At 71.9% G+C, this 13,073-nt stretch carries 12 protein-coding genes; 8 read left to right on the top strand and 4 right to left on the bottom strand.

Features of this window, described 5'->3' with window-relative positions; all coding sequences use genetic code 11:
• Positions 1-17 precede the first annotated feature (17 nt).
• Both purF and purM read left to right on the top strand, forming a co-directional pair.
• Positions 18-1,472, top strand: coding sequence for an amidophosphoribosyltransferase (gene purF, locus FKD65_RS21835; RefSeq protein ID WP_141579246.1), 1,455 nt, complete (start codon positions 18-20; stop codon positions 1,470-1,472).
• Positions 1,469-2,509 (top strand): phosphoribosylformylglycinamidine cyclo-ligase, encoded by a 1,041-nt coding sequence (gene purM / locus FKD65_RS21830; RefSeq protein WP_141579245.1) that lies wholly within the window; start codon positions 1,469-1,471, stop codon positions 2,507-2,509. Before purF ends, purM begins: the two co-directional genes overlap by 4 nt.
• A gap of 228 nt (positions 2,510-2,737) precedes the next feature.
• Here purM and FKD65_RS21825 read toward each other — a convergent pair whose 3' ends face one another.
• Both FKD65_RS21825 and FKD65_RS21820 read right to left on the bottom strand, forming a co-directional pair.
• Positions 2,738-2,944, bottom strand: coding sequence for a DUF3073 domain-containing protein (locus FKD65_RS21825; RefSeq protein ID WP_141579244.1), 207 nt, complete (start codon positions 2,942-2,944; stop codon positions 2,738-2,740).
• A 372-nt stretch (positions 2,945-3,316) separates the two neighbouring features.
• A complete protein-coding gene (locus FKD65_RS21820; RefSeq protein ID WP_141579243.1) occupies positions 3,317-4,399 on the bottom strand; it encodes a Glu/Leu/Phe/Val dehydrogenase dimerization domain-containing protein in 1,083 nt (360 codons plus the stop codon).
• A gap of 144 nt (positions 4,400-4,543) precedes the next feature.
• On the opposite strand from FKD65_RS21820, the gene FKD65_RS21815 reads away from it, so the two are divergent.
• Entirely contained in the window at positions 4,544-5,443 is a 900-nt protein-coding gene (locus FKD65_RS21815) for a hypothetical protein (protein ID WP_368367266.1), read from the top strand.
• A gap of 272 nt (positions 5,444-5,715) precedes the next feature.
• Positions 5,716-5,919 carry a developmental transcriptional regulator BldC gene (gene bldC, locus FKD65_RS21810; RefSeq protein WP_012850682.1) on the top strand — a complete coding sequence of 68 codons (204 nt, stop codon included), beginning with the start codon at positions 5,716-5,718 and terminating at the stop codon, positions 5,917-5,919.
• Between the two features lie 474 nt (positions 5,920-6,393).
• Here bldC and FKD65_RS21805 read toward each other — a convergent pair whose 3' ends face one another.
• A complete protein-coding gene (locus tag FKD65_RS21805) occupies positions 6,394-7,083 on the bottom strand; it encodes a TetR/AcrR family transcriptional regulator (protein ID WP_240810277.1) in 690 nt (229 codons plus the stop codon).
• Positions 7,084-7,469: 386 nt separating this feature from the next.
• Here FKD65_RS21805 and FKD65_RS21800 point away from each other — a divergent pair, with 386 nt between their 5' ends.
• The 4 genes from FKD65_RS21800 (at position 7,470) to FKD65_RS21785 (ending at position 11,864) form a co-directional block, all read left to right on the top strand.
• Positions 7,470-8,525, top strand: a complete 1,056-nt coding sequence (locus FKD65_RS21800) for a LacI family DNA-binding transcriptional regulator (protein WP_240810276.1) — start codon at positions 7,470-7,472, stop codon at positions 8,523-8,525.
• A gap of 384 nt (positions 8,526-8,909) precedes the next feature.
• The gene (locus FKD65_RS21795; RefSeq protein WP_141579241.1) at positions 8,910-9,149 is read left to right on the top strand and encodes a hypothetical protein; all 240 of its coding nucleotides are present in this window, start codon (positions 8,910-8,912) and stop codon (positions 9,147-9,149) included.
• Between the two features lie 83 nt (positions 9,150-9,232).
• The gene (locus FKD65_RS21790) at positions 9,233-10,075 is read left to right on the top strand and encodes an N-acetylmuramoyl-L-alanine amidase (RefSeq protein ID WP_368367265.1); all 843 of its coding nucleotides are present in this window, start codon (positions 9,233-9,235) and stop codon (positions 10,073-10,075) included.
• Positions 10,076-10,424: 349 nt separating this feature from the next.
• Positions 10,425-11,864 carry a class I SAM-dependent methyltransferase gene (locus FKD65_RS21785; RefSeq protein WP_141579240.1) on the top strand — a complete coding sequence of 480 codons (1,440 nt, stop codon included), beginning with the start codon at positions 10,425-10,427 and terminating at the stop codon, positions 11,862-11,864.
• Between the two features lie 74 nt (positions 11,865-11,938).
• Here FKD65_RS21785 and FKD65_RS21780 read toward each other — a convergent pair whose 3' ends face one another.
• Positions 11,939-13,009, bottom strand: coding sequence for a quinone-dependent dihydroorotate dehydrogenase (locus tag FKD65_RS21780; RefSeq protein ID WP_141579239.1), 1,071 nt, complete (start codon positions 13,007-13,009; stop codon positions 11,939-11,941).
• Between the last annotated feature and the right edge of the window lie 64 nt (positions 13,010-13,073).

Genomic DNA, 13,073 nt, shown 5'->3' with positions numbered 1-13,073 from the left:
CATCTAGACTGGCGAACGTGCCTCTCCGTGACGGACGTTTGAGCCACGACCTCGATCCCTCCGACCGCGCTCCGCAGGACGCCTGCGGGGTCTTCGGCGTCTGGGTCCCCGCCGAACAGGCGGCCAGAGCCGAAGTGAGCAAGCTCACCTACTACGGCCTGTACGCGCTCCAGCACCGCGGGCAGGAGTCCGCGGGCATCGCCGTCAGCGACGGCTCCCGCATCGTCGTGTTCAAGGACATGGGCCTCGTCGCCCAGGTCTTCGACGAGTCGGTGCTGAACACCCTGCGCGGCCACATCGCCGTCGGCCACTGCCGCTACTCCACGACCGGCTCGCCCACGTGGGAGAACGCGCAGCCCACGTTCCGGTCCAACGACGACGGCGGGCTGGCGCTCGTCCACAACGGCAACCTCATCAACACGCCGGAGCTGGCCGCGCGGCTGGAGCCCGGCGTGCTGACCGCCACGAGCGACACAGAGGTTCTGACTGCTCTGCTCGCTTCGCATGGCACGGGCAGTGCGTTGGAGGCGGCGCGGGAGATCCTTCCCGCGACCCGCGGCGCGTTCTCCCTCGTCTTCATGGACGAGGGGACGCTGTACGCCGCCCGCGACCCCGAGGGCATCCGGCCGCTCGTGCTCGGCGCCCTGGAGGACCGCGGCTGGGTGGTCGCGTCCGAGACGGCCGCGCTCGACATCGTCGGCGCCCGGTTCGTCCGGGAGATCGAGCCGGGCGAGATGGTCGCGCTGGACGGCGAGGGCGTGCGGTCCGAGCGGTTCGCCGAGCCGCGCCCGAAGGGCTGCCTGTTCGAGTACGTGTACCTGGCGCGGCCCGACACGACGATCGCCGGGCGCAGCGTGCAGGCCACCCGCGTCGAGGTCGGGCGCCGGCTGGCCCGCGAGCACCCCGTCGAGGCCGACATGGTCATCCCGACGCCGGAGTCGGGCACCCCGGCCGCGATCGGCTACGCCGAGGCGTCCGGGATCCCCTACGGCCAGGGCCTGGTGAAGAACTCCTACGTCGGCCGGACGTTCATCCAGCCGTCCCAGACGATCCGCCAGCTCGGCATCCGGCTGAAGCTGAACCCGCTGCGGGAGGCGATCGAGGGCAAGCGCCTGGTCGTGGTGGACGACTCGATCGTGCGCGGCAACACCCAGCGCGCCATCGTGGCGATGCTGCGGGACGCGGGCGCCGCCGAGGTCCACGTGCGGATCTCCAGCCCGCCCGTCTCGTGGCCCTGCTTCTACGGCATCGACTTCGCCACCCGGGCCGAGCTGATCGCCGGGAACCTGTCGGTGGAGGAGATCCGCGACTCCATCGGCGCCGACTCGCTCGGCTACATCTCCCTGGACGAGCTCATCTCCGCCTCGCACATCGCCAAGGACGAGCTGTGCCGGGCGTGCTTCGACGGCCAGTACCCCATCCCGGTGGAGCAGGACTCCCGCGGCAAGCACCTGCTGGAGGCCACCCGATGACGCAGCGCCCGACGACCTCCTACGAGGCCGCAGGCGTCGACATCGCGGCGGGCGAGCGAGCCGTCGAGCTGATGAAGTCCCGGGTGGCCCGTTCGAGGCGCCCCGAGGTCGTCGACGACGTCAGCGGTTTCGCCGGGCTCTTCGACGCCTCGGCGCTGCTGCGCTACAGGCGGCCCCTGCTCGCGACGTCCACGGACGGCGTCGGTACCAAGGTCGACCTGGCGCGGCGCCTCGGCGTCTACGACACGATCGGGCACGACCTGGTCGGCATGGTCATCGACGACCTCGCCGTGTGCGGCGCGGAACCGCTGTTCATGACCGACTACATCGCCTGCGGCAAGGTCGTGCCGGAACGCGTCGCCGACATCGTCGGCGGGATCGCGGACGCGTGCGCCCTGGCCGGGTGCGCCCTCGTCGGCGGCGAGACCGCCGAGCACCCGGGGCTGCTGGAGGCGGACGAGTTCGACGTCGCGGGCGCCGGTACGGGGGTCGTGGAGGCCGACCAGATCCTGGGGCCGGAGCGCGTGAGGGCGGGCGACGTCGTGCTCGCCATGGCGTCGTCCGGCATCCATTCGAACGGGTACTCGCTCGTCCGGCACATCCTGGCGACGACGGACCTGACGCTGGAGAGCCGGCCGGCGGAGCTCGACCGTCCGCTGGGGGAGGAACTGCTCACCCCCACGCGCATCTACGCCAAGGACTGCCTGGCTCTGACCCAGGCGGGTGGGGTGCGGGCCTTCGCGCACATCACCGGCGGCGGGCTGGCGGCGAACCTGGCCCGGTCGCTCCCTCCGGGAGTGGACGCCGTGCTGAGCCGCTCCTCCTGGGAGGTCCCAGCGGTGTTCCGCCTGCTCCAGGAGCACGGCGAGGTGCCTCAGGCGGAGATGGACAAGACGTTCAACCTCGGTGTCGGCATGGCGGCGATCGTCGCGCCGGACCGCGCCGACGAGGCGCTGCGGCTGCTGGCGTCGCGCGGGGTGCCGTCCTGGGCGCTCGGTGAGATCACCGAGGGCACCGGCAAGGCGACGCTGCGCTGACCCCGGTTCGCGCCGACCCCGGCGGGCTCCGGAGACACGTCGACGGGCCTGAGGGGGACGCTGAGCGACTCCCAGGCCTCTCAGGCCAGGCGAAGGACGGCGCCGCGATCCGGACGTGCCCAAGGGCGGCTCAGAGAGATCGCCGAACAGCGTGATCCCCGGACGCCCGGAGGGCGCAGACGAACGCCACCGCCCGGCGGTGCGGGCGGTGGCGTCTCTGTCCGCCGGTCAGCCGGAGGTGCCGTCCTTGCGGGTCTCCGTGCCGTACTCATCGGCGTAGTCGGCGTACTTCTCGGCGAGCTCGTCATAGGAGTCTTCGCCGGAGTCGCTGACTCCTAGTTCATCCTTAAGGCGGTCGAGGTCCGTGTTGCCGGTGCTGTACTTGAGCTGCCGGGCAACCTTCACCTGCTTGGCCTTGGCTCGGCCGCGACCCATTGGCTCGACCCCCTCGATGGTCAGGGCTTTCGTGGGCCCATCAACGCGCGCGTGTACCACACGAACCGGTGCCTGATGAGCCATGCGTCAGTCACGGGTACAACCGTACCCGTTTTGCGCCTGGCTCGGTACATCGACGGTACGTGGCGGCGCCCCTGTTGCTGATGACGACAGCGTATCCGGTGGTCATCTCAACGTGTGAAGGCCACCGTGGGACGGTCGTACGCAACCCCACAGCGGCCCTCACAACGGTTTTGCAACGGTCTAAACAGCTCTAGGAAGCCCACCGCCCGGACCGCGCCTCCCTGGGACCGTGCAGACCGCGCCCGAAAAGCACAGACCCCGGCCGGAGACAGAGGCCTGCCCGGAGGATCAGAGAAGGATGCCCCGGAGCCTGCCGACCTCGGACATCCGGCGCTCGGCGAGGCGGTCGGCCGCCACCGCCGGCGGGACGCCGTCGTCGGAGGCCAGCGCGAAGATCTTCCGGGTCGTGTCGAAGATGCCCGCCGCGCGGGACTTCGCGCGGTCGAAGTTGAACCCCTCGATCTCGTCCGCGACCTGGATCACGCCGCCGGAGTTCACCACGTAGTCGGGCGCGTAGAGGATGCCGCGGTCCGCGAGGCTCTTCTCCACGCCCGTGTGGGCGAGCTGGTTGTTCGCGGCGCCGCAGACCACCTTGGCGGCCAGCACGGGCACGGTGTCGTCGTTGAGAGAGCCGCCGAGGGCGCACGGCGCGTACACGTCGAGCTCCGTACGGACCATGGCGTCGCCGTCTGCGACGACTTCCACCTCGGGGTGCAGTGCCCTGACCCGGTCGACGGCGGTCTCGTTCACGTCGCAGATCACGACGTCCGCGCCGTCCTCGCGGAGGTGCTCCACCAGGCGGTGGCCGACCTTCCCGACGCCTTCCACACCGACCCGCTTGCCGCGCAGCGTGGCCGTGCCCCACACGGTCTCGGCCGCGGCCCGCATGCCCTGGAACACACCGAACGCCGTGAGGATGGACGAGTCGCCCGCTCCGCCGTGCGCGACCGTGCGGCCGGTGACGAAACGGCACTCGCGCGCGACGATGTCCATGTCCTCGCTGAAGGTGCCCACGTCGCACGCCGTGTAGTACCGGCCGTTGAGCGACTGGACGAACCGTCCGTAGGCCCGCAGCATCGCCTCGGACTTGTCCTTGGCGGGGTCGCCGATGATGACGGCCTTGCCGCCGCCGAGGTCGAGCCCGGCCAGGGCGTTCTTGTACGCCATCCCCCGCGACAGGTTCAGGACGTCGGCGAGGGCCTCCTCCTCGGAGCCGTACGGGTAGAAGCGGGTGCCTCCCAGGGACGGGCCGAGCGCGGTGGAGTAGATGGCGATGATCGCGCGCAGGCCGCTGGCCTCGTCCTGGCAGAAGACGACCTGCTCGTGTCGGGGTTCGGTGCCCTTGTGGGGCGCCCCGAAGACATTAGGCACGGTAGTGCCCTCCTCTCTGTCTCTAAGATCAGCCTAGGGTGCGCGATGGCGCCACGCCCGACCGAATCTCATGTCACGATGCGATTCTCATGTCACGATGCGATGGTGCTTCCGTACGCGGCGTACCTACGGGTTTATGAACCGGTGACCGCCTTCCCGGAGCCCGCGCGGACCCTGTGGACGGTCTACGCCGACTCCCGGCGGCGTCCCAGGCGGATCCACGCGCTCGGGGTGGAGCACCAAGAGGCCGTGCTCAGGCTGACGGGCTCCCCGCCCGACGTCGTCCCGGACCGGGACAGCAGGGACGCCTACGTCCGCCGCCTGGAAGACATGGTCTACGTGTGCCCCTGGGAGACGCGGCTGCGGTCGTGGCTGGCCTTCGAGCGCTTCAGGGACGAGCACGCGGCGGGCGTGGCGGCGGCCTTCGTCCCGCCGCCCCTGTCCGAGCGGGTGAGGGACGACTTCGAGCGGTGGAAGAAGGGCGGCCGCTCGCTGCGCCCGCACATCCTGACGAGCACCTGGCACGTCCCGCTGGACTGGTTCGTCCCGTTCGCCCGCGATGAGCGGTGCCTGATGCTCGGCACGCCGGGCACCGGGTACCGGCAGACGGACGACGCGGCGGCCGTCCACCAGCCCGCGGCGGAGGATCTCGCCGCCCCCGGCCCGGCGACGGCCGCCCCCGCGCGGACCCTCATCTACGTCACGACGATGGGGGAGGCGCGCCGCCGGGTGGCGGCGGCGCTCCCGGTGGTGCGCGAGAACCTCGGCGACGGGACGGATGAGATCTACCTCCTGTCGGCGGGCCGGCTGGAGACGCTCGGCCGCTGGCTCGGCGAGTTCCACCCCCGCGCGCTCGTGGAGCTCGACTACGGAGGGCTCGTCCATCTGCTGGACGACACGACGCTCCGGATGGACGAGTCGGTCGCCGAGATGACGGTGGCCCTCACCGGGATGGAGCGGGGTGAGGTCGAGCTGACCGTCGCGATGTACAAGCGTCTCCTCGCCCGCTGGCGCCCTGTACGGGCCCTCGAGGCCGCGAACTAAAACAAATTTCCCGAATCTGCGCGCGATACGACTATACGTGTCGCTAGAATCACGCAGCGTGACCCAGTGGCCACCGGAGACGCACGGCACCTCGCTCCCGCGGGGATGTTTGCACGCAACTACCGCCAGGAACTTGCTTGTTGCGCTGAGTGGTGGCAAGGTTACACGTTGTGATGTCATAGTGGCTCTTTCGGGCCATAGGGGACATCAGTGACCACGCGAGATCAATCGCAGGATCGCTGTCATCGGTCCACGGAGGAGAGGCCGCAAACATGTCAGCACGTACGCCAGAGGCCGAGCCCCTGCTGACGCCGGCGGAGGTGGCGACGATGTTCCGCGTCGACCCCAAGACCGTCACGCGCTGGGCGAAGGCGGGAAAGCTCACGTCGATCCGCACGCTCGGCGGACACCGCCGCTACCGCGAGGCGGAGGTGCGGGCACTGCTCGCGGGAATCCCGCAGCAGCGCTCGGAGTAGAGGCTCCGACCGGCCGGGCTCCAGGGGAGCCCTCCGGACGCACACGGCACAAGAGGGGGGCGGCCAGGAGGCCCTCGAACGGACCTCGCGCCGGGATTCGTGCGAGGCCCCGGTTGAGGCCTCCTGGCCGACACGGGACGACGGTCATCCGAGAACCGTCGGTCCCGGACGCCGTACCCGCGCCGTTCCCCGGCCGGGCGCCCGAGCGCCCGGTCCGGGGGCGGCGCGGTACCGGCTAGGGCCGCTCCCACTCGGGCCGCTCCCATGCGGGCTGCTACTACTCAGGCTGCCACTCCTTGGTACGGGAACGTTCCACGGGCTTCGCCGGGAACCGCGGCCCGGCCTTGCGGGCAACGCCCTACTGATCTGGGGGTTGTGTCCGGTTGTGGACGCGGCCGAGTTGGATGTCCGAAACTCCGCGCACGTCAGCGCGATAATCCCAGGTCGAACGGTTACTGGTGCATCGCCGGACGGCTACTGGCTCATCTCTTCGTGGGCCAGCTTGTCGAACAGCTCGCCCGTGCCCGGGTCGTGCCGGCCGGAGACGTGCATGATGACCACGAGCTGGTCGACCAGCAGCCGTTCCAGGTCGGGCCGGGACACGTCGCCGTTCTCCAGCCAGTCCAGCCCGGCGGTCTCCACCGTCGCCATCCAGCAGCGCAGCGTGAGGCGCAGGATCGGCGGGGGGACGTCGATCTCCAGCGAGTGCAGGATCCGGTCCAGCAGCAGCCGGCGGATCCCGTCGACGATCTCGCCGGCCTCGCCCGAGCGGTCGGCCGGGCCGCCCCGCAGCAGCGCCGTGTAACCGGCCGCGTGGCTCTCCACGAAGTCGAAGTAGCGCTTCAGCGAGATCCGCAGCCGTTCGAGCGGCTTGCCCTCGGTGGGCGGTTCGAGCAGCACCGAGAGCTGCTTGGCGGCGCTGCCGAGCGCGGCGATGTAGAGCTCGTTCTTGCCGCCGAAGTAGTGGTAGACCAGCGCGCGGGAGGCGCCCGCCTTCGCCGCCACGTCGTCGATCGAGACGTCCTCGGGCGAGCGCGTGCTGAACAGCTGCAGCGCGGCCTCGATCAGCTCGTCCCGCCGCTCGTCCACGCTGAGCCGGCGACGGCCGCGGCCGCCGCTCGGCCGGCCTCGCGCCTTCTCACCGGCCACCGCACGATCTCCCACCTGGGCAGGGTATCCGAGCGGGGCGCGCGGAGGGCGCAACAAGGGGCGCGCCGCCGCGGGGCCGCCGCCGGGCCGTCCCGAGGGCCGGGCGCCTGCTTCGCGGGAGGCTGTGTCAGAGGGCGCTGTCATGGGCCATGATCGTTCCGAGCGCCGCTGTGATCCTTAACACCACAGGCCTGAACCACCATTGTCGGATGCCCGTTACTCACTGTTGCGGCGGTATGTGGGGAAGGCGCGGCATCATGGCATCTCCTCCCGAGCGGAGGGCGGCGCGCCGAATCTCCCACCGGCGCGGCGCCGCGGCAGGTCCTGCAGGTCCCCCTGGACGGAGTGCCATGTCAGCAGATGAAGCAAACCCCCCGCACGACAGGCCGGGGAAGGGTTCGGTGCCACGCCCGCGCACCGAGCCCTCTCCCGCGCCGCGCGACGAGGGCAGGACGGTGCCCGCGCCGAAACCGACGATCCGCAATGTCGCCGAACGCGCCGGGGTGTCCAAATCGCTCGTCTCGCTGGTCATGCGGGGGTCACCGCACGTGAGCGAGCGCCGCAGGCAGGCCGTCCTGCAGGCCGCACGCGAGCTCGGCTACCGCCCGAACGCCGTGGCGCGCAGCCTGGTCGAGGGGCGCACCCGGCTGATCGGCGCCATCGTCGCCGACCTGCACAACCCGTTCTTCGCCGAGTTCCTCGACGGCCTCCAGGAGAGCCTGCACGGCGCCGGGCTGAGGATGCTGGTCGGCAGCGGCCGCTGGGACCCGATGTTCGAGGCCGAGGCGGTCGAGGCGTTCCTGGAGATGCGGGTGGACGGGCTGGTCCTGCTCAGCGTCGTCCCGGAGTCGCTCAAGGAGGCCGCCGCCAGCGTCCCGGTGGTGGTCGTCGGAGAGCGCGACGTCCACGGGATCGACATCGTGGTCGACGACGACGAGCTCGGCGCGAACCTCGCCGTCGACCACCTCGTCCAGCTCGGCCACCGCCGGATCGCGCACATCGAGGGCACCCGCTCCACCACCGCCCGCTACCGCCGCGCCGGGTACGAGAAGGCGATGCGCCGCCACGGCCTGGCCGACGAGATCGTCGTCGAGGCCGGCGACTTCACCGAGGACGGCGGCTACCGCGCCGCGAGCTCCCTGCTGCGCCGCGACGCCCGGCCCACCGCGATCTTCGCTCCCAACGACCTGGTCGCGACCGGTGCCCTGTCGGCCGCCGACGAGCTCGGCATGCGGGTCCCGGCGGACCTGTCGATCGTCGGCTACGACAACACCCACCTCGCGGCGATCCGGCACATCTCGCTGACCAGCGTGGACCAGCCCCGCCGCGACATGGGCCGGGTGGCCGCCGAGATGCTCACCGCCCGCATCGGCGACCCGTCCCGCGCCGCGCGGCAGAAGCTGGTCGTCCCGCACCTGGTGGTCCGCTCGACGACGGGCCCCGCCCCCGCCCCCTGACCTGGCCTGCGCACCCCCGCAGCACGTCCCCCGCCATCCTTCACTCCCCGAGGCCCCTTACGCGCCGCACCCCGAGGTGCCGCCGCCCAGGCCGCACGACGCCGTGATCTCCGCTCCCGCGGTTCGCCGCTGCCCGCCGTACGCGGTGTCGTGGCAGAGGGCGGTTATGGCCGGGGTACGCGAACGGTCGATCGTTCCGCGCGCCTGTGCGCCCCGGGTAAGGGCACGGCCAAACCTGCCGCGTTCGCGGGGACGGGCCCGCGGGCCAGGTGGTTAATGGGACTTCACCGTCGGCGGGCGGTCCCGGGTGGCCTCGCGGTAGGCCGCCGGGGCGGGCCCGCCGGCGGTCGGTACAAGGGTCTGTTCAGCCAGGGGGTAAAGCTCGTGCGTGATCCGGAACTGGTGTCGTGCGCGCAGCGCGCGGCGAGCGAACTGGAACAAGCGTGGTCGGAGTGGCGGCACGCCCGCGGCCTCGCCGAGCAGGTGTCGGAGTCCGTCGCCAGCTACGTGGCCCATTCGATCGACCACCCGTGGGGCCGCCCGCGCGTGGTCCTCGGCCTGGACGCGGACGAGGCGCGCGCCCTGGCCGCCCTCCTGGGCAAGGAGGACCCGCTGCGCGGCTGATTTCCCCGACTTCGTTTGACGAACCTGCGCCGGTGTGCAGACTGTCAGGGTCGGTAACGAAGGCATCACGGAGGAAACGGCCTGTGCGGATCAATCGAGGCGGCCCCGCGGTCGCCGGTATCGCGCTGTGCCTGGGCGCGCTCGTCGCGTGCAACGGTTCCTCCGGGGCGTCCGGCGGGGGTGAGGCGGCCGGGCCGCCGACGGCCGGGCCGGCGTCCCCGGGCGCGTCCAGGGGCGGCGAGTCGCCCGCGTCCGCCAAGGGGGACCCGGCGTCCCTGAACGGCAAGGTGATCGTCATCGATCCCGGGCACAACGGCGGGAACGCCTCCCACCCGTCCGAGATCAACCGTCAGGTGAAGATCGGCAACGGCAGCAAGGCGTGCGACACGACCGGTACCGAGACCAAGGCCGGCTACGCCGAGCACGCCTTCACCTGGGACGTGTCGAAGCGGCTCGCCGACCTCCTGCGCTCCCGGGGCGCGAAGGTCACGCTGACCCGCAAGGACGACAAGGGCGTCGGCCCCTGCGTCACCGAGCGCGCCGCGGTCGGCAACCGGCTGAAGGCCGATGCCGCGCTGTCCATCCACGCCGACGGGGCGTCGGCGTCCGGGCACGGCTTCCACATCATCGAGCCGCTGTCGATCGGCCGGAACTCCGAGATGGTGTCCGGCTCCGCCGAGCTGGGCGAGGCGCTCCGGAACGCCTACCACGAGGGCACCGGCATCCCGTACTCCAACTACCTCGGCAAGAAGGCGATCGACCGCCGCGACGACCTCGGCGGCCTCAACATGTCGACCGTGCCGAAGGTCTTCATCGAGTGCGGCAACATGCAGAACGCGGGCGACGCGGAGAAGCTGTCCAGCGCGCCCTTCCGGCAGCGCATCGCAGAGTCCCTCGCCGCCGGCTTCCAGACGTATTTGAATTGAGTTCTTCTCCTGCTGTGCCTATGGCAGTGCTCTCCTCCTTCGGGCCTGGCGGCCCTCCATCGTCGGGCACTGCGGGCGATCGCTGGCATCGCTCCGTCTCGCCTTGGCGGCTCGCTGCGCGATCAGATTCTTGCTTCGCTCGAATCTGCCTTCGGACGCGATCGCAACCATTGAGGTTGTTGCGTGGTTGCGGCGACGGCTGAGGCCGGGTGGCGGCGGCTCTTGCGGTGCGAGGTCGTCGCTTGAGCGCGGTTGGAGCCCGGCCTGTGGCTGATGGGGCTCGCGCCTTCCGGTCGGCTTGACGGCGATCCGGGGCGCGTGGGGCGTTTCCAGCGGGCAGGATGAGCGGATGCGTGATCTTCGTCGTGTGCGTGAACAGCTGCTCGGGGCCGGTTACACCGTCGCGGGGGTGCGTGAGGCGCTCGGGCCGGTCGCGGGCGGGGCGCTGGCGCGGGACGAGGTCGTGCCCGCGCTGCGGGCGACGGCCGGCGGGTCGCCGGTCGAGGCGCTCACCCGGCTGTTCTGGCTCCAGGTGCCCGTGCCCGAGGACGCCGTCGCCGCGGACGGTCTGGTCGCGGCGGGGCTCGCGGAGGCGTCCGGCGGGCAGGTGCGGGCGCTGCTGCGGGTCGAGCCGCTGGAGGCGGTGGACGGGGACGGGCACGCCGGTTACGCCGTCTCCGATCTGAAGGTCCGGCCCGGCGACGGGCGCGTCCCGGCGGACGATCACGTTGTGGGCACGGGCGGCGCGTCCGCGAACCTGGCACAGCTGGTCGTCCACAAGCCTGTGGACAACGTGCTCGATCTGGGCACGGGTTGCGGGGTCCAGGCGGTGCACGTCGCCGGGCGCTCCCCGGCCGCGCGCATCACCGCGACGGACGTGAATCCGCGCTCGCTGGAGCTGGCCGCGATGAGCTTCGCGCTGTCCGGCGTGGAGGGCGCCGAACTCCTGCGCGGGTCGCTTCTGGAGCCGGTCGAGGGCCGCCGCTTCGACCTGATCGTGTCGAATCCGCCGTTCGTCGTCGCGCCGCCCGGCGACCGGCGCTTCACCTACCGCGAGTCGGGGATGGCGGGCGACGACTTCTGCCGGCGGCTCGTCCGGAGCGCCCCGCGGTACCTGAACGACGGCGGATACTGCCAGCTCCTGGCCAACTGGCTGCATGTCGGAGGGGTGCCGTGGGAGGAGCGCGTCGGCGCCTGGGTGGACGGCTGCGACGCGTGGATCGTCCAGCGCGACGTCCAGGATCCGGCGGAGTATGCCGAACTGTGGCTCCGGGACTCGTGCGAGGCGGGCACGCCCGAGTACCGGTCGCGGTACGAGGCGTGGCTCGATCACTTCGAGCGGGAGAACGTCACCGGGATCGGGTTCGGCTGGATCACGTTGCGGCGCGCCGAGCGCCCCGACGTTCGGATCGAGGAGCTCCGGCACGCCGTCGATCAGCCTGTGGGCGCGTACGCGCACGAGGTGCTGGACGGCCTCGCGAAGGCCGACGAGTTTTCCACAGCCTGTGGACGGCTGCTCGCGGCGGTGCCCGGTCTCGTCCAGGAGCAGATCGGCCCGCCCGGCGCCGAGGACCCGGAGCGGATCGTGCTCCGGCAGACGCGGGGGCTCCGCCGCGCCGCGGGCGTGGGGACGGTCGAGGCCGCCCTCGCCGGGGTCTGCGACGGCACCCTGCCCCTCGACCGGCTTCTCGACGCCATCGCCCAGCTCACCGGAGCCGACCCCGGCGAGGTCCGCGCGCACGCCGAGGCCGTCCTGCCGGAGCTGATCGCGGACGGCTTCTTCGGTTAGGGGCGTCGGCTTGCGGCGCGTCGCCCTTCAGCGAGCGCTGGAAGGGGCAACACGCCGCTCGCCGATGGGACTCCTCAGCCGCGGGCTTCGTCGAGGGTGCGGAAGGCGCTGCCGCGCAGGCGGCGCGACAGGTCGCGGTTGACGCGGTGCGCCCAGAGCGGGCCGCCGTAGATCATGCCGGTGTAGCCCTGGACGAGGGTCGCGCCCGCCCGGACGCGTTCCCACACGTCGTCGGCCGTCTCGACCCCGCCGACCGAGACCAGCGCGAGCCGCCCGCCCGTGCGCGACCGCAGCCGGCGCAGGACCTCCAGCGACCGCTCCCGCAGCGGCGCGCCCGACAGCCCGCCGGTCTCCTTGACCAGTGCGGGCGGGCTGAGCAGGGCGTCGCGGCCGATCGTGGTGTTGGTCGCGATGATGCCGTCGAGGCCCAGTTCGAGCGCGAGGTCGGCGACGGCGTCGACGTCGTCGTCGGCCAGGTCCGGCGCGATCTTCACCAGCAGCGGGACGCGGCGCGCGGACGCGCGGTCGGCGGCCTCGCGCACGGCCGTCAGCAGCGGGCGCAGGTGCTCCACGGCCTGGAGGTTCCGCAGGCCGGGGGTGTTGGGGGAGCTGACGTTGACGACGAGGTAGTCGGCGTGCGGGGCGAGCCGCTCGGTGCTGGCCACGTAGTCGGCGGCCGCCGAGGCCTCCGGGACGGCCTTCGTCTTGCCGATGTTGGCGCCGACGACCGTCCCCGGCGCGCGCCGGGCGAGCCGCCGCGCGGCGGCCTCGGAGCCCGCGTTGTTGAAGCCCATCCGATTGATGACCGCCCGGTCGGGTGCGAGCCGGAACAGCCGCGGGCGCGGGTTGCCGGGCTGCGGGCGCCCGGTCACCGTCCCGATCTCGACATGGCCGAAGCCGAACGCGCCCAGCGCCGCGTAGGCGACGGCGTCCTTGTCGAAGCCGGCGGCGAGCCCGAGCGGGCTCGGGAAGTCCAGCCCGAACGCGCGGACGGCCAGCGCGGGATCGCGGGGCGCGAGCAGCCGCCGCAGCGCGGGCACCGCGCCGGGCACCGCCTGGATCGCGTGCAGCGCCCGCAAGGTCAGGTGGTGGACGGTCTCCGCCGGAGCACGGGAGATGACCAGTGAGAACAGGAGTCGATACATCGCCGCCAGTATCCCAGCCGCCCCGCCGGGAAATCGGTTGAGGGGTCGCCGGGCCGCTGCCTAC

Origin of the sequence: Actinomadura sp. WMMA1423 (genome assembly GCF_006547145.1) — a bacterium.
Lineage (GTDB): Bacteria > Actinomycetota > Actinomycetes > Streptosporangiales > Streptosporangiaceae > Spirillospora.
The sequence above is the reverse complement of the archived record's forward strand: the minus strand, read 5'-3'. Positions and strand labels throughout refer to the sequence as shown.